At 34.6% G+C, this 15677-nt stretch carries 17 protein-coding genes; all 17 read right to left on the bottom strand.

Going from position 1 to position 15677, the window contains the following annotated elements; all coding sequences use genetic code 11:
- Positions 1-16: 16 nt before the first annotated feature.
- The 17 genes from aroA to AB6B24_RS00990 all read right to left on the bottom strand — a co-directional run bounded on the left by aroA (position 17) and on the right by AB6B24_RS00990 (position 15447).
- Entirely contained in the window at positions 17-1309 is a 1293-nt protein-coding gene (gene aroA / locus AB6B24_RS01070; protein WP_029344271.1) for a 3-phosphoshikimate 1-carboxyvinyltransferase, read from the bottom strand.
- Between the two features lie 120 nt (positions 1310-1429).
- Positions 1430-2494: a prephenate dehydrogenase gene (locus AB6B24_RS01065; RefSeq protein WP_010906116.1), complete on the bottom strand. Its 1065-nt coding sequence runs from the start codon at positions 2492-2494 to the stop codon at positions 1430-1432.
- A 2-nt stretch (positions 2495-2496) separates the two neighbouring features.
- Positions 2497-3372 carry a HAMP domain-containing sensor histidine kinase gene (locus AB6B24_RS01060; protein WP_003132784.1) on the bottom strand — a complete coding sequence of 292 codons (876 nt, stop codon included), beginning with the start codon at positions 3370-3372 and terminating at the stop codon, positions 2497-2499.
- Positions 3359-4030, bottom strand: coding sequence for a response regulator transcription factor (locus AB6B24_RS01055; RefSeq protein WP_003132782.1), 672 nt, complete (start codon positions 4028-4030; stop codon positions 3359-3361). Before AB6B24_RS01055 ends, AB6B24_RS01060 begins: the two co-directional genes overlap by 14 nt.
- 2 nt (positions 4031-4032) lie before the next feature.
- On the bottom strand, positions 4033-5097 hold the full coding sequence (locus AB6B24_RS01050) for a VanZ family protein (protein WP_047206651.1): 1065 nt from the start codon (positions 5095-5097) through the stop codon (positions 4033-4035).
- Positions 5098-5277: 180 nt separating this feature from the next.
- A complete protein-coding gene (locus tag AB6B24_RS01045) occupies positions 5278-7281 on the bottom strand; it encodes an ABC transporter permease (protein WP_153241518.1) in 2004 nt (667 codons plus the stop codon).
- The gene (locus AB6B24_RS01040) at positions 7274-8053 is read right to left on the bottom strand and encodes an ABC transporter ATP-binding protein (RefSeq protein WP_015426921.1); all 780 of its coding nucleotides are present in this window, start codon (positions 8051-8053) and stop codon (positions 7274-7276) included. Before AB6B24_RS01040 ends, AB6B24_RS01045 begins: the two co-directional genes overlap by 8 nt.
- Before the next feature lie 14 nt (positions 8054-8067).
- Positions 8068-8211, bottom strand: a complete 144-nt coding sequence (locus AB6B24_RS01035) for a hypothetical protein (RefSeq protein WP_163690351.1) — start codon at positions 8209-8211, stop codon at positions 8068-8070.
- Positions 8212-8241: 30 nt separating this feature from the next.
- Entirely contained in the window at positions 8242-8601 is a 360-nt protein-coding gene (locus AB6B24_RS01030) for a YxeA family protein (RefSeq protein ID WP_311803150.1), read from the bottom strand.
- A gap of 119 nt (positions 8602-8720) precedes the next feature.
- Positions 8721-9887, bottom strand: coding sequence for a chorismate synthase (gene aroC / locus AB6B24_RS01025; RefSeq protein WP_195936186.1), 1167 nt, complete (start codon positions 9885-9887; stop codon positions 8721-8723).
- A 1-nt stretch (position 9888) separates the two neighbouring features.
- Positions 9889-10350, bottom strand: coding sequence for an NUDIX domain-containing protein (locus AB6B24_RS01020; RefSeq protein ID WP_058213347.1), 462 nt, complete (start codon positions 10348-10350; stop codon positions 9889-9891).
- Positions 10350-10946 carry an HAD family hydrolase gene (locus tag AB6B24_RS01015; RefSeq protein ID WP_311803151.1) on the bottom strand — a complete coding sequence of 199 codons (597 nt, stop codon included), beginning with the start codon at positions 10944-10946 and terminating at the stop codon, positions 10350-10352. The genes AB6B24_RS01020 and AB6B24_RS01015 overlap by 1 nt, the downstream gene beginning before the upstream one ends.
- A gap of 4 nt (positions 10947-10950) precedes the next feature.
- Complete coding sequence (locus AB6B24_RS01010; RefSeq protein WP_311803152.1) at positions 10951-11550, bottom strand: DUF1054 family protein; 600 nt, start codon at positions 11548-11550, stop codon at positions 10951-10953.
- 111 nt (positions 11551-11661) lie between these two features.
- Positions 11662-12585 carry a DMT family transporter gene (locus AB6B24_RS01005; protein WP_029344282.1) on the bottom strand — a complete coding sequence of 308 codons (924 nt, stop codon included), beginning with the start codon at positions 12583-12585 and terminating at the stop codon, positions 11662-11664.
- A gap of 110 nt (positions 12586-12695) precedes the next feature.
- The gene (gene aroB / locus AB6B24_RS01000) at positions 12696-13766 is read right to left on the bottom strand and encodes a 3-dehydroquinate synthase (protein ID WP_311803153.1); all 1071 of its coding nucleotides are present in this window, start codon (positions 13764-13766) and stop codon (positions 12696-12698) included.
- Complete coding sequence (locus tag AB6B24_RS00995; RefSeq protein WP_311803154.1) at positions 13763-14623, bottom strand: shikimate dehydrogenase; 861 nt, start codon at positions 14621-14623, stop codon at positions 13763-13765. The genes aroB and AB6B24_RS00995 overlap by 4 nt, the downstream gene beginning before the upstream one ends.
- Before the next feature lie 167 nt (positions 14624-14790).
- Positions 14791-15447: a VTT domain-containing protein gene (locus tag AB6B24_RS00990; protein WP_003132768.1), complete on the bottom strand. Its 657-nt coding sequence runs from the start codon at positions 15445-15447 to the stop codon at positions 14791-14793.
- Between the last annotated feature and the right edge of the window lie 230 nt (positions 15448-15677).

Genomic DNA, 15677 nt, shown 5'->3' with positions numbered 1-15677 from the left:
TTCCAATCACTTAAGTTCAAATATTTTCCGACAATTGTTCTAAATCGTCAAAGAAACTTGGATAACTTGTTTGAATTGCTTCGGCGCGTTCAAGCTCAATTTCCCCATTTTCAACCAAAAGTGCTGCAATTGCAGCCATCATTCCAATTCTATGGTCACCTAAAGTATTAATTGAATTTTCTGGAGCATGGAGTCTCGTTCCACCTTGAATAATCATTCCATCATCTGTTGGTTGAATTTTGGCCCCCATACTATTAAGAGCATTCGCGACAACAGCAATTCGGTCAGTTTCTTTTACTTTAAGCTCAGCCGCATCTCGAATAATTGTTTCGCCTTGAGCTTGTGTTGCTAAGAGAGCAATGATTGGCAATTCATCAATTAATCTAGGAATTAAATCACCTGAAATTTCAGTTCCTTTCAATTGACTAGCTTTTACTTTTAGAGTTGCAGCCTTTGCCACATTATCTTGCTCTAAAATTTCCAACTGTCCACCCATTGCTTGAATGACTTCGATAATTCCAGTTCTTGTTTCATTAACTCCAACGTTTTCTAAAATAAGTTCTGAATTTTCAACAACCAAGGCCGCAACCAACCAAAAAGCTGCCGAACTAATATCTCCAGGAACTACTACTTTTTGACCCACAAGTTTTTGTCCACCAGGTACAAGAATTGTTTTATCAGAAACCTTTAGTTCTCCACCAAATTGAACTAACATTTCTTCCGTATGTGAGCGTGTTTTTTCCTTTTCAACAACTTTCGTCAGCCCTTCTGCTTGTAAAGCAGCAAAAATTACAGCTGATTTTACCTGAGCCGAAGCCACCGGAAGAACATAGTCAATTGCCTTCAAATGCGTGCTTCCTTTAATTGTCATCGGTAATTTAACCTTATCAGTTTGACCAGTAATTTCTGCCCCCATCAATTGTAAAGGAGTTGCTACACGATCCATTGGTCTTTTTGATAAACTGTCATCACCAAACAAAGTAGTTTCAAAAGGAAGGCCTGCTAAAATTCCCGATAAAAGACGAGTTGAAGTTCCGGAATTTCCCATATCCAGTGCTTTTTCAGGAGCCTTAAGTTCTGAAATTCCTTTACCGTGGACAGTAATCACCTCACCCTTATCTTCAATCTCAACTCCCATCGCACGGAAAGCTTCAATAGTAGATAAGACATCTTCTCCACGTAAAATATCATAAATAACAGTTTTTCCTTTAGCAATAGAGCCAAACATAATACTACGATGTGAGATTGATTTATCTCCTGGAACTTTTAAACGTCCTTTTAAGCCTTGCGAATTTATCTTTAATTTCATTATATTATCCTAAACATTTTTTAGTATTTATTATAGCATAAAAGGGCGCTCAGAGCCCTTTTATTTTCAACAATTTTTCCTAAGATTTTAAGACTAAGAAAGTCCTATCTTTAATCTTTATCAAACAACTGTAAAATCAGTTGCTTTTTCAATAATTTCTCGTGCTTCTTTTAAATCTTCCGCTCTCTTAAATGAAATTTGAAGTTGACCATGAATATCTTCGCGATTTTCTTCATTAATTTTTACATTTGTTATTGAGAAATCTTCTAGTAAGCCTAAAACCTTTAAAACAACTCCTTTTTCATCGGGAACCGAAATAAATAAATCATAAAAGTTTGGCAGAGCCCCTTTATGAATTTCCATGGCTTGACGAATTTTTTTACCTTGTTCAAAAAAGTGTTCTATAGCTGCAGAATCTTTATTAGCAATTTTTAAAGCAATTTCATCTAATTGTTTTTTGAAATTTTCTATTCTATCAATCGTAATTTCTGGATTTGATAATAAGACACTTGTCCACATCAAACTGTCAGCCTCTGCAATTCTAGTTAAATCTCTAAAACCACCAGCCGCTAAATGTTTCACTAAAGGATGTTCTTTTGAAAAATCATCTGACTGCCAAACAAGGGCCGAAGCCAAAATATGCGGGAAATGAGAAACCTGCCCAGTGACTCGGTCGTGCTCTTTTGCATCTAAAATAATAAATTTGGCATGAAGTCCTTTAAGTAAATCACGTAATTCTTGGTTTTCTTGGGTCAAAACATAATAAGCATTTTCAAATAAATTAATATCTGCCGCCATTACTCCTGACTTATGAGAGCCAGCCATCGGATGTCCACCGATAAATCGTACTTTGTCTTCATCAAAAAGTTGATTTGCCAGTTCAACAATTTCACTCTTGGTTGAACCCGTATCTGTAATCAAAAGACCTTTTTTTAAATTCAAAGTTGCTAGCTTTTTCAAAAGCTCCAAAGTGGTTATAATTGGAACAGCCAAAATAATAATATCTGCTTTTTGAGCTCCTTCAACTAAGCTAACTTTAGAATCAATAATTCCGCGCTTTTGAGCAATTTCTTGAATGTTCTCACGATCAGAGCCAAGAATTTCAAAATCAGGATGAGCTCTTTTTATCCCTAAGGCAATTGAACTTCCAATGAGACCAAGTCCAATGATTAATATTTTTTTCATTTTTATTCTTTCGTTATTGTCACAGACGTCCCATTTCCAATTTCAGAGTTAATTGAAATTTCAAATTCTAATTTATCTAAAATTAATTTAGATAAATAAAGTCCAAGACCTGTTGACTTTTGTTGAATCCGACCATTATATCCAGTAAATCCATGTTCAAAAAGGCGAGGAAGGTCTTCTTTTAATATCCCAATCCCACTATCTTGAATGATTAATTCACCGGTTTTAATTTTAATTAGAATCCCACCTTCTTTAGTGTACTTTACAGCATTATTCAATAATTGCTCAACAGCAAGACTCAACCATCTTTGATCGCTATTGACCAGCCATTCTCCTTCAATTTGGATTGAAAGATTTTTCTGAATAAAAAAGCTACTGTATTTTTTGACTAATTCTTTCACGAGTGAAGCCATGCTTACTTTTTCAAATCTGAAATCAGTAGCTAAATTATTAATTCTTTGATATTCCAGAAGAATTTTTAGATAATTTTCTAAAGAAAAAACCTGATTCTTCAGCTCCTCACTATTAACTTGAGTTTGAGTCATTAAATCAATAGCTGCCAAAGGGACCTTCATTTGGTGCGACCAGACTCTGATAATATCTTCCATTTCACGCTCAGCAAGATTTTGTTGTTCTAACTTTTTTTGCAACTCTTCATTGTCTTTCACTACTCTCTCAATAGCCTCACAGTTTGCTTTCCAGCGAAAATAGGATGAGATAAGGTAAATAATAAAAATAATGACAGCAAATAAAGTACTGTTAACAAATGCCATCATTGGTAGATGCCAAAGCCAAAATGTCACAATATAAATAGCTGACATAAGCAAAAAGACACCAATTTGTGGAATTTTAGACTTAAAAAATTTAAACCAGAGCATAACCACTTCCTCTTTTTGTCATAATATGCTTATCAAAGCCAATTTCACCAAGTTTTTTGCGTAAACGAGTCATTTTTACATTTAAAGTATTTGCATCAATAAATTCATCTGTTTGCCACAACTCTTGTAGAATTTTTTCCTTGGTCACCACTTCACCATTTCCACGAAAAAGAAGAGTTAAAATTTTATTTTCAGAACTTGTTAGCTCAATTTCTTCGCGTTCACCTTCTTGAGTTGAAATCAAAGTATTTTCAGATAAAACATAACCAGCAAATTCTAACTTTTCAATCCCTGAAAAAGAATAACTTCTGCGCAATAAAGCTTTTATTTTTGCATTTAAAATTTCTAATGAAAATGGCTTGGTTACAAAATCATCAGCTCCTTGATTCATGGCGGTTACTTGATTCATGTCATCCGATGCCGAAGAAATAAAGATAATAGGAATTTGGGAAAGCTTTCTTAACTCATTTGTCCAATAAAAACCACTATAAAATGGTAGCCCAATATCCATTAATACTAAATCTGCTTCAAATTCCATAATTTCTTGTTTTACTGCTCGAAAATTGGAAACACTTCTGACTTGAAATTCTTTTTCCAGAGCAATCTTAATTGCTTTCACAATAATTTCATCATCTTCTACAATAAATATTTTAGTCATATTCACTCCTCATTTGTTTTCAATTTTGCTATCATTTCTGTATCACTCACTCTTTCATACCAAAGTTTTCTTGTTTTCGAGAGAAAAGCAATTAAAACATCTAGTAGAGGTAAAAGACTCAATCCTAAAAAGAGTAAAATAAGTAAAAAGTTTTGTCCCAATTGATCCTGAGGTATTGTACCTGAACGTTGAAGAAAATATTCTGCTGAGACAATCAAAGCAAAGTTTCCAAAAGATAAAAATTGGCGAAAAGCAATTCTAAAACGATTTTTAGCTTTTATTTGAATTCTCAATAATAATTGACCTGGTGTTGCTTTGAGAACTAGCGGGACAAGTCCTAAAATTATTAATTCTGAATAATAGCCTGTTGGAAGAAATAGACTTCCAATGATAAAAATAAGAACCAAATCAACTAAAAAGGCAATGAAACGTCTTGAAAGACTAACTCTTGAACTTTCAACCTTAGTTGCATCCAAATCTGGTAAAAATCGACTAAAAATAACCGCAATTCCAAATCCAATTAAACTTCCAAGCGTATTAATCATTAAATCATCAACATCAAATAAACGATAAGGTCGAGGATATAGTCCAAAAAGAGCTGACCTTTGGATAAGTTCAAATGATAAAGTTAATAAAAAACTTAAAATAAAAGTTTGTTTAAATGAGCGTTTAAATAAATATCTTAAATAAAGGCCAAAAGGCAAGGTTAAAAGTAGATTAAAAAATGGTTGGATAAATGTTGAATCTTTTAGAGCTGCGAGCCAAGTTGAAGGTTCATTTATATTAAAAGGACTATATAAAATAAATTGACGAACAAACTCAAATGGAACTAAGTTTTGCTTTGGACCTGTCAGTTTTGCTACTTCACTCACAGGAGGAAGCGGGAAAATTGTCATGGCATAAGCGCAAATGAGATAAAGAATAAATGAAAAATTGACAAAAAAGCGCCAAAAATTAATCCGACCATACCGACGATATTGTACAATCAAATATGGAATTAATGATATAAATAAAAATATAAAAAAGAGAAGAACTCCAATTTGAATTGAATGAAGATAGATCGTCATATTTTCCTTTCCCTAAAGGTAACTATTTTTCTCTAACAAAAGATAAATTTAGTGCCGAGAAAACCATTGTTTTTGTTCCTTTTATTATATCAAAAGTAGCTCTCTTTTGTAGCTTTTTCCTTCCCTTGTTTCTTCTATATGGATTTAAACAAAAAAAGAGGCATATTTATGCCTTCTTTTTTATCTTTCAACAATTTTGTAGTAAACACGACTCGTTGCCTTATAGATGAGGTAGTAAATAATTGCAAGGATTGCAATTGTTGCTAAGGAAATAGTAAAAATAACTGAGCGGTCATTAATGTCAAACAACATTATTATTTTTTCAATCATTAAATATGCACCAGCAAAATGGGCGATAGTGATAACTAATGGTAGGAAGAATATCAAACGAACTTGTGATTTGATTGTTTTTTGAACTTCTTCTTTTGAAAGTCCCACTTCCTGTAGAATTTTGAATGAGCGTTTATCTTGTGCCCCTTCTGAGAGTTGCTTGTAGTAGATAATTAATGCAGCTCCAAGAATGAAACTAATTCCTAAAACAAAACCAACAAAGACAAATCCTCCAATTTGAGCGCGCTGATCTTGCAATGCTTCACTTCTGTACGAAATCGTTAAATCTTTATTATTTTTAAACTCTTCTTTGAAAGCTTTAGTAAATCGTTTTTCATCGACAGGTTTTATATCAAAGATGATTGATGTTGATGCAAGATTTGAAAATCCTTGATCACCACTATTTGTTTTATTGAAATTTGCTAGTCCTTTATCAAAAGCTTGATTGTTAGCAAAGACAATCATCATAACTTTAGAAGAAATTGTTGTTACACCACTTGCTGGAAAATCTTTGACTGATTTAAGCGTGTCTGCAACTTGATAAGTTTCTCCATACCATTGAATTGATTTAATCTTACTATCAAATGAAGTTTTATTTTTCGATATATCTACAAGTAAGACCTCATTATCTTTTAAAGAAGGAATATCTTTATTTCCTAATGATTTAAGTGTTTGAGCAGTTGTTAAGGTTGCAAAATATGAATTTTTATCAAACATTGCTCCCTGCATATTTGAAGTAATAAATTGATCTTTAGACGACTTGACTCTATCGACTTGTAAATCTTGAGCATAGTACATATCAGATAGATTTTTGATTTCTATATTTTTGCTAGCTGCGGCACTTTTAATTCGTTCAATATCTTGTTTTACATCCGTATTATTTGCAACCGAATAAGTCTTTGCTTCTCGGGTATAGTAGGTTTTTACTGAGTTCTCAGTTCCAAGAAAAACACCTAAACTGACAACTACGGTCACGATTGTCATAGATAACAAAATAGTGATATTCCCTAGACCAACAGCATTTGCTTTCATTCGATAAAGCATAGAACTTGTTGTAATGAAATTATTTGGTTTATAGTAACTTGGACGTTTCTTTTTCAATTTAAGGTACCAAACGGTAAAACTAATATAGAAAAGATAAGTACCAAATATAACCAGTAAAACAGCGATAAAGAATTTCATTATTGCTGCCATTGGGTCTTCAACCGTCAAAGCGATATAGTAACCAGCTCCTAAAAGAATGACTGCGGCAATGGCGAAAAATAAATTTGATTTTGGTTCTTTTTCACCTTTTGACTCTTCTCTTAGAAGATCAAGACTTGAAGAACGCCAGATAATCCAAACTCCGATCGTCATTAAAACTAAAAAGAAAACAAAGAAGAGAATGGCAAGTAATAAAATTGCTGTGGGACTAATGACTAGATTAAAATAATTTCCTCCAATCATATTTACAAACACTAAGAAGAGGAATTTCGAAAAAGCAATCCCACAAATCGTTCCAACAATAACCGTAATGATATAGCTTAAGAGTAATTCTAAAAATGCGACTCCTACGATTCTTGTTTTACCAAAGCCAAGAATGTCATAAAGTCCAAATTCTTTAGAACGTTGGGTTTGTAAAAAACGATAACTGTAAACTAAGATAAGAACTGCAAAAATAGATAAAACAATCAATGCAAATCCCATTACTTGTGAAAGAGAACTCCCTCCTTTTAATTTACTAATTGAGGGAGATAAAGCGATTGACGCAGTAACGAAAATCATTACAAACATCGTAACAGAGGCCATTAAAAAAGGAGCAAAACTTTTAAAACCTTTTTTAATATTATTGGCCGCAAGCTTTAGACTAAGCATTCAAGGACACCTCCTCATCCTCTGCTGCTCCCAAGAAAGCAGTCATTGAAAGAGTGATTTCTTTTGCAAATTCAGTTGAGCTTTTTTCACCACGATAAAGTTGGTGATAAAGGACACCGTCTTTTATAAAAAGAACACGTTTCGCATGGCTTGCAGCTAAGCTTGAGTGAGTAACCATGATAATGGTTTGACCACTATCATTAATTTCTTCAAAAAGATTGAGTAAGTCTTCTGAGTTTTTAAAGTCCAAAGCAGCTGTGGGTTCATCGGCAAGAACTAAATCAGGTTGGCTAATCAAGGCGCGTGCTACAGCAACCCGCTGTTTTTGTCCTCCTGAAAGTTCAAAAGGTTGTTTTTCTAAGAGATTTTCAATGTTTAGTTTAGGTGCGAGAATTTTTAGTCTACTCTTCATTAATTCTACGCTTGATTTTGATAAAACGAGTGGAAGATAAATATTGTCTCTGACGTTAAGGGTATCAAGTAAATTGAAATCTTGGAAGACAAAACCGAGGTGATCACGTCTAAATGCAGAAATTTCTTTATCTTTAATAGCTGTGATGTCTTCTTTATTTAAGAGTACTTGTCCAGAAGTTGGTTTTTCAAGAGTTGATAGGATATTCAACAAGGTTGTTTTTCCTGAACCAGATTCCCCCATAATGGCAATATATTCGCCTTCTTCTACACCAAAATCAATGTCAACTAGGGCTGTGGTTTCTTCTTTTGAAAATCTTGTTTTAAAAATTTTCTTGAGATGTTTTACTTCGAGTAACATGTTTTTCTCCTATCTTATCTTTCGATTTCGTTCTTTTTATTTATTTTAGCTAATCGTGTTCGCATTGTCTTCATGGAATAAAGGAGGCAAGCGCCCATTAGTGAAGCCAAAATAACTGTAATGGTCATTAGCATAATATTAATTTGCAAAAATGTCATGTTCTTTCCTCTTTCTTTCTGAGACTCTTTTTATGAGTTATTATTTAATTTCTTAAGGGCTTCTTTAGGAACCTCTGCTTTTTTTACTTCTTCCCAAGAGGTTACGCCTTTAACGGAATTAACTGTTAATTTCAGGTAAGCTTCTTTACGGAGGTTGTGGTCTGCCATAAATGTAACTTTCTTTTCTTTTCCATCTTTTTGATATGATTTTATATCATAATCATATTCTTTGAATTTTTTTCCTGAATCGTCACTGACTTCTTTTTCTTTTCCGTCTTTAGTGATTTGAACGTAATAAGTTCCTCCACCATAAGTTACTTTGTACCATGCAAATCCCGATCCACCGATGAGGATGATAAGTGCTATTATTCCAAAAAGTATTTTTTTCATTTTGTTCTCCTTAACTTTTCTTGATAGGTTCATTGTAACAAGAAATATTCGTCTGAAAACTTACAAATTCGTAAGTTATTTATTATATAAAAAAAAGCCAGAGACTGGCTTATTTTTTATTAATATTCTGATAAACGTTTTTTGTAGTTATCCACAGCAATTTTCAGTTCATTCATTGTATCAGAATTAAATTTATCACAGATTTCTTGAGCGACTACCGTTGCTACTACATTTTCCATCACAACTCCTGCTGCTGGAAGAGCAGTTGGATCAGAACGTTCTACACTTGCTTTGTAGGGTTCATGACTTTCGGTATCAATAGACATCAAAGGTTTATACAATGTTGGAATAGGTTTCATGACTCCACGGACGATGAGTTGTTCACCATTTGTCATTCCCCCCTCAAAACCGCCTAACTGATTACTTGAACGAGTGTAGCCTTTATCCTCAGACCAGATGATTTCATCCATCACTTGACTTCCTGGTCGTTTTCCTGCTTCAAATCCAAGACCAAATTCAACTCCTTTGAAGGCATTGATAGAAACAACCGCAGCAGCAATTTTTGCATCCAGCTTTCTATCATATTGGACATAAGAACCAAGACCTGCCGGAACTCCTTCTACTCTGGTTTCAATTATTCCACCAATTGTATCTCCAGCTTTTTTTATTTGATCAATGTAAGTGCGTAGTTCTTCTGCTTGACTCTCATCAAAAATAGACAAATCACTAAGGCCAGCTGTCTGACGAATCTCTTGAACACTTAAATTTTCTGGACTTGTAATTTCTCGTCCGCCAAAATTTACGACATGATTGGCTATTTCAATCTCTAATTCGTGAAGTAGTTTTTTTGCCACAGCTCCAACCGCAACACGCATTGTTGTTTCACGCGCTGACGAACGTTCTAAAACATTTCGTAAGTCTTCAAATTCATATTTCATTCCGCCAACTAAATCGGCATGTCCTGGGCGCGGTTTGGTCAAACGACGTTGTTTTTTAATTTTATCTTCAACATCTTGGGTTGCCATAATCTGTTCCCAATTCTTGAAGTCACGGTTTGTAACATTAAGTGTAATCGGGCTACCAATTGTTTTTCCGTGTCGAACGCCTGAAGTAATTTCAACTTGGTCAGACTCAATTTTCATCCGACCACCACGACCATAGCCGCCTTGACGACGTTTAAGCTCAATATTAATATCTTCTGCTGACAATGAGAGACCAGCTGGCACTCCTTCAATAATTGCTGTAAGTCTTGGGCCGTGAGATTCTCCCGCTGTAAAATAACGCATTTTATACCTCCATTTTTAGATAGTCATTGATTGCCTGCTGCATTTTTGGATTGAACAGAGGCTTATTATCTGTTTTTAAATTTACCCAAGCGAGCGCTTTTGTCTCTTCGTCTTGGTATTCTAAATCAATTGATTTTTTAGATATTTTGCAGGCGTAGCAAATATCTATTGGTTGAACTTTATCCCCATTTGGATAGGAAAAGTCTCCCCAATTATAGGTAGCAAATTGTTTGAGAATTTCAAAATCATTACTTCCCGTTTCTTCATAAACTTCACGACGTAAAGCTTCTTCAAGCGTCTCACCCAGTTCCAAACACCCCCCAGGTAAATCCCAAAGTCCTGAATCCATTCTTTTTTGAAGCAGGACTTCACCATTTTCATTTTCAAGAAAGGCAACAAGCGCAACGGTTATGATTTGTTGGTGCCCAACTTTACTACGTAACCACTTAATATAATCTGCCATTAATTTTCCTCAAATATTTGAATAATATCTGTTAATTTATTAATTTGCTGTGAGTTTTTTGCTGAAAGAAAATTGATTGATTGAATGCCACTATTATGGGCTGCTTCAATATCAAGGATTCGGTCACCAATATAATAGGTTTCTTCAGGCTTTAATTTATACTTTTTAAGTAAATAATTGATTGCTTCAGGATGAGGTTTTCTTTTAAATCCATTTTCAGAAGTGACTATTTCTAGAAAATAGGGTGAAATTTCCAGCTGATTAAGCAAATCATAAGCATTTTTGCCTTTGTGAGTATAAATGAAATTTTGAATCTTTTCTTTTTGAGTCCAATCTAAAACCTCTTTTGCACCAACCATTAATTTAATTTTGTCATTTTTAGCTGTCGAATTTGCCGTGAAATCTTCTTTTATTTCTTGAAATGGAACGGGTTGTTCTTTTAGTAAAGCATTGACTGATTGACCCTTTATAAAATTATATACTGTTTCTCGATCAAATGGTCGATTAAAGTTTGCAAATGATTCGGACAAGGCTTCTAAAAACACCTCATAGCTATCAATTAGTGTTCCATCTAAATCCCAAATAAATGTCGTCATTAGATTAGGCCTCCATTAATTTTTGATAAATCGGTAGGAGTTGATCAATTGTTTCTATCATTTCCGCTAGAATTATTGAGTCCTCTTTACCGTTAAATTTTTCTTTAGGCCAAAGCCGTCCAATTTCCAATTCAGATTTTTTTACTTTTCCTAAGCGTTCAGCGGCTTCTCTAAATGCTGACAGGGGATGAGTTTCTGCTTTTGTATGGTCTTTTGAGATTACGAAATCTTCTGTCAGTAACTTTTCTACTGACAGATTTGTCAGTAAGTTGGCGTATTCTTTTTGCTTTTTAGGCTGGTCTATCATTGATAAATAAATAAAAACGTAATCTTCCCAAATTCCTAATTGAAAATGGGCTTCCATTTTATAACCACGGGCTTTTGTGGAAATTGCTGACCAAGTATTTTCAGGCGCATTTGCTGTTCTTCTGCGATGTTGAGCAATGTGAAAGTAAAATTCCTGATTTGGAATTTTTACTGACAGCTCTGTCAGTAACTTTTGACCAATTTCAGAAAAAACAGGTTGAATTTCAGAACGAATCTCAGTCATTCTTGGTTCTAAACCTTCTATTTTAAAAATTTCAAATGATTTTTGAGTAAACATTTTAGAGTGATTATCCTCAATTTTCTAAGTTCTTTTACAGGTATTACTGCTTAGTGAACGCGCAGACGGAAGGCAGTGAGCGTGAAGCCCTGTTCCATATTACTAGCTACTTTATAAAAATTTAATGAATATTATTCCGGTCAGCATAATTAGAATCCCAACAATTTGCCAAATTTGAATGCCATATTTACTTGAGCGCCACCAACCAAATTGTTGAACCAACATACTGCCTAAAATTTGTCCAATCAAGCCCATCATAATTGTCAACCCTGCACCAATTTGCGGAACAGCAACGACTGTTGCAAAAACGAATGAGGCTCCTAAAAATCCACCAATTCCATTCCAAGGTTTTGCTTTTTTTAATTCTGAAATTTTTGGCAAACGGCGGTCAATAAAAAGCGACACGATAAAAATAGCTAAAAATCCAATGAAGAACGAAACAAAGGCTGCTTGTGCAGTATTTTCAAGTAAAACTCCCAATCGGCCATTAATTGCTTGTTGAGCAGCCGACATTGCCCCAACGATGACCGCCCAAATTCGCCAGCCTAGTAAGTTAGTTTGGTGCGTTTCTGCTTCTTTTTCTTTTAAATTAGGAAGAACAACCGCGACAATAACCCCAGCTAAAGTAATGATAATTCCCAAAAAGCGCATCAGAGTCATCGGAAGTTGCATGGCATGAAACCAGCCAAATGAATCAATAAGTGTCCCCATCAATATTTGACCCAAAATAGGTAAAATCACCGTTTGGACAGCTCCTAATCTTGGAAAAAGTAAAACATTAGATGTTAGGAAAATTCCACCAAGAACCCCACCAATCCATATCCATGCTGGGTGTGAGCCAACAAATTGAAAACTAGGAAAAAGCGTTTGACTGGTCACTAAAGTGATGATTCCTAAAAAAATCGAACCAACAAAGTTGGAAATTCCAGAGGCCAAAAATGGTGAGCCAACAATTTTTCGTAAATCCGCATTGATTGGATTTTGATTAGCAAGTAAAAAACCGCCAACTAAAGCAAAAGCTAGGTAAATATACATCGTTTCTCCTTTAAATAAGTGTTTTTACAGCTTTTATAAAAGCTGGGAGTTTTTTAATGCTACCACATTTTTGTAATTTTTAGATAGGATTCCTCTCCGAATAACTCAAGTTATTTTTGGAGATAGTCTTTCATTTCTTCAAAAGTCACTTCATTAATTTTAGCGGTGCCAATTTCAGGAACAATAACGGTTTTGATGATTCTTCCTCGTGCTTTTTTATCATGAGTTAAGGCTTTAAACAAAAGTTCTTCATCCCAAGGTTGATATTCGTCAGGTAAACCAAATTTTTTGACCATCTTTCGGATTTGGTCAGTAATTCCCTTGGGCATAAGACCTTTGAGTTCGGCAATTTTACTGATTTGAACCATCCCGATAGCAACTGCTTCTCCATGCATCACTTTACCATAGCCCGCAGTATTTTCAACAGCGTGTCCAATTGTATGACCAAAGTTCAAATAGAGCCGCACACCATTGTCTAATTCATCATCAACAACCACTTTTCGTTTTACTTCACAAGACCGATAGATAATTTCTTCAATCTTATCAAGCTTTTCTACCAAATCATCCGCTGACAAGTTTGTCAGTAAATTCCAGAGGTCTTTGTCAGCAATTAGGGCGCACTTGATGACCTCTCCCAATCCTTCACGAAATTCTCTTTGGCCGAGCGTTTGCAGAACTTCTGGGTCAATTAAAACCCCGTCAGGTTGTGTAAAAGTCCCAATCATATTCTTAGCCATTTTGGAATTAATTCCTGTTTTCCCACCAATAGAACTATCCACTTGGGCGGTCAAACTTGTTGGAATTTGTAAGAAATGGATGCCACGCATGTAAGTAGAGGCTACAAAACCAGCTAAATCACCTGTCACTCCACCACCGAGTGCAATAATTCCATCAGAACGAGTTAATTCAAATTCGGCACAAAAGTTCCAAGCATTTTCGGCTGTCAGTAAATTTTTACTGGCTTCTCCTTCCGGAAATTCAAAAGTTGCCACTTCAAAACCTGCTTTTTCAAGTTGGCCAACAACTTTTTGACCATAAAGTTCGTTGACATGATTATCAGAAATCAAAACAATTTTTTGCTTCTTCCACAATGAAGAAACCCAAGTTCCAATATTAGCCAAGGCCCCATTTTCGATGATGACATCATAGGGATGTTCTGGTAAATTCACATTTAATTTCATGCTTCTTTCTCCATTTCTAATGTAATTTTCGCAACAGGCATTTTTTTACCTGTCCATAAATAAAAGCTTTCCGCCGCCTGTCCAATGAGCATGCCAAGTCCATTTTCAGTTTGAGCTCCTTGCTCTTTTGCCCAACGTAAAAATGGTGTTTCTCTTACTTTATAAATAGCATCTACCACCAAAAGTTTTTCAGGAAGAACTAAGTTCTTTTCCAGTGGCAAAGATTCTCCATCCATTCCGACTGAGGTTGCATTTACTAATAAGTTAGTCTGTTTCAACTCTTTTTGTAATCTATCAGCTTCAGATAAGTCTGTCAGTAAAATTTCAATCCCTGTTTTTACTGATAGCTTTTCCAATTTCTCTTTTAGCGGAATATATGAGGCTGATTTTCTTGCTGCGACCACAATTTTTTTAGCTCCAGACAAAGCCGCCTGAGCAATAATTGCAATTGCTGCACCCCCTCCACCAAGAATAAGTATTTGTTTATTTTGGATATTGAAATGATATTTTTCTAAACTATTGAAAAATCCTATGCCATCTGTGTTGTGTCCAGTTAATTTCCCTGATTGATTAACTACCGTATTAACAGCTCCAATTAATTCAGCTGCCGGACTCAATTCATCCATGAATTTGATGATTTCGCCTTTATAAGGCATTGAAATATTAAGTCCATACATGTCCAAAGTACGAACATTTTCCACAATAGCTGGCAATTTTTCCGCCTCAACTTCCCATGCTAAATAAACACCATTTTCATTCGTTAAATCAAAAGCCAGATTATGAATAAAAGGTGACAAGCTGTGTTTAATTGGGTTTGCTACAACAGCAGCCATACGAGTGTAGCCGTTAATGTTCATAAAAATTCTCCAAAATTACTGATGAAACTACTAATATATCCATGATTGCGCAAGACGCAAAAGGCTCAGCTATGCTAGTGTCTTTGTCAGTAAATTCTATTCTCATTGACATATCAATCGATAAAAAAAAGGACTGACAGTTTTGTAAGTCCTATTTTATCATAAAGTTAAGCTTCCTTGCGACTTCCAAGAACGCGTTTCAAAATGCCAATAATTGCCGGTAGTAGTGACACAAAGACAATGGCAATCATGATGATTTCAAAATGTTTTTTAACAAAAGGAATTCCACCAAATAAATATCCTGCACCTAAGGCAACAATAACCCAAGCAAAACCACCGATAAAGTTAAAGAAAATAAACTTTTTATGTGGCATTTTACCAGCACCAGCTGTAAATGGAACAATCGTCCGAATGATTGGCATAAATCGCCCTAAGAAAATGGCCCAAGAACCCCATTTTTCAAAAAATTGATGAGCTTCTTCCATATATTCTGGTTTCAAGAAGCGAGAAAGCCATTTATGTTTTGGAATGACATCTCCAAATCTTCGACCAATTTCATAATTTAACAGATTAGCAATGAAGGCAATAATCCCCATCACCAAAATCAATAAGCCAATGGATAATTTTCCATTTGACATTGCTGCTAAAGAACCAACAAAAAATAAAATTGAATCCCCAGGCAAGAAAGGGAAAATTACTAATCCTGTTTCAATAAATATAATCGCCCCTAAAACAACATATATCCAAATATGACCATTAGGCATCTGAGCAAAATTAGCCATCCAATCATTAAAGAAACCAAAAATCGAAAGTTGTACAAACATAATATTCCTTTTCAAAAGTTAAAAATTCTTACAATAGTTCTATTTACTTAAATAGAATACATGAAGAATTCATTCAAGCACTCGTTCAATTTTACAATAAAAAGCCTTTTTTGACAATAACAACTTTCTTATATTTTATCAGGGAAATCTCAAATTCAATGGTCAAACAATGTCAGAAAACCTGACATCAACTTGCTTATAAGCTACTTTTGTGGTATAATTTTCCCAGA

This window comes from Lactococcus sp. AK05 (genome assembly GCF_041026685.1).
In the GTDB taxonomy this organism is placed as follows: Bacteria; Bacillota; Bacilli; order Lactobacillales; family Streptococcaceae; genus Lactococcus; species Lactococcus lactis.
The sequence above is the reverse complement of the archived record's forward strand: the minus strand, read 5'-3'. Positions and strand labels throughout refer to the sequence as shown.

Coding starts and splice junctions, on each gene's coding strand:
- AB6B24_RS01055 (WP_003132782.1), bottom strand. CDS start 4,030: ATGACTAAAATATTTATTGTAGAAGATGATGAAATTATTGTGAAAGCA.
- AB6B24_RS01010 (WP_311803152.1), bottom strand. CDS start 11,550: ATGTTTACTCAAAAATCATTTGAAATTTTTAAAATAGAAGGTTTAGAA.
- AB6B24_RS01060 (WP_003132784.1), bottom strand. CDS start 3,372: ATGCTCTGGTTTAAATTTTTTAAGTCTAAAATTCCACAAATTGGTGTC.
- AB6B24_RS00990 (WP_003132768.1), bottom strand. CDS start 15,447: ATGTTTGTACAACTTTCGATTTTTGGTTTCTTTAATGATTGGATGGCT.
- AB6B24_RS01040 (WP_015426921.1), bottom strand. CDS start 8,053: ATGTTACTCGAAGTAAAACATCTCAAGAAAATTTTTAAAACAAGATTT.
- AB6B24_RS01065 (WP_010906116.1), bottom strand. CDS start 2,494: ATGAAAAAAATATTAATCATTGGACTTGGTCTCATTGGAAGTTCAATT.
- AB6B24_RS01020 (WP_058213347.1), bottom strand. CDS start 10,350: ATGGCAGATTATATTAAGTGGTTACGTAGTAAAGTTGGGCACCAACAA.
- AB6B24_RS01035 (WP_163690351.1), bottom strand. CDS start 8,211: ATGACATTTTTGCAAATTAATATTATGCTAATGACCATTACAGTTATT.
- aroC (WP_195936186.1), bottom strand. CDS start 9,887: ATGCGTTATTTTACAGCGGGAGAATCTCACGGCCCAAGACTTACAGCA.
- AB6B24_RS01050 (WP_047206651.1), bottom strand. CDS start 5,097: ATGACGATCTATCTTCATTCAATTCAAATTGGAGTTCTTCTCTTTTTT.
- AB6B24_RS01030 (WP_311803150.1), bottom strand. CDS start 8,601: ATGAAAAAAATACTTTTTGGAATAATAGCACTTATCATCCTCATCGGT.
- AB6B24_RS00995 (WP_311803154.1), bottom strand. CDS start 14,623: ATGAACATTAACGGCTACACTCGTATGGCTGCTGTTGTAGCAAACCCA.
- AB6B24_RS01005 (WP_029344282.1), bottom strand. CDS start 12,585: ATGTATATTTACCTAGCTTTTGCTTTAGTTGGCGGTTTTTTACTTGCT.
- aroA (WP_029344271.1), bottom strand. CDS start 1,309: ATGAAATTAAAGATAAATTCGCAAGGCTTAAAAGGACGTTTAAAAGTT.
- AB6B24_RS01015 (WP_311803151.1), bottom strand. CDS start 10,946: ATGACGACATTTATTTGGGATTTAGATGGAACACTAATTGATAGCTAT.
- aroB (WP_311803153.1), bottom strand. CDS start 13,766: ATGAAATTAAATGTGAATTTACCAGAACATCCCTATGATGTCATCATC.
- AB6B24_RS01045 (WP_153241518.1), bottom strand. CDS start 7,281: ATGCTTAGTCTAAAGCTTGCGGCCAATAATATTAAAAAAGGTTTTAAA.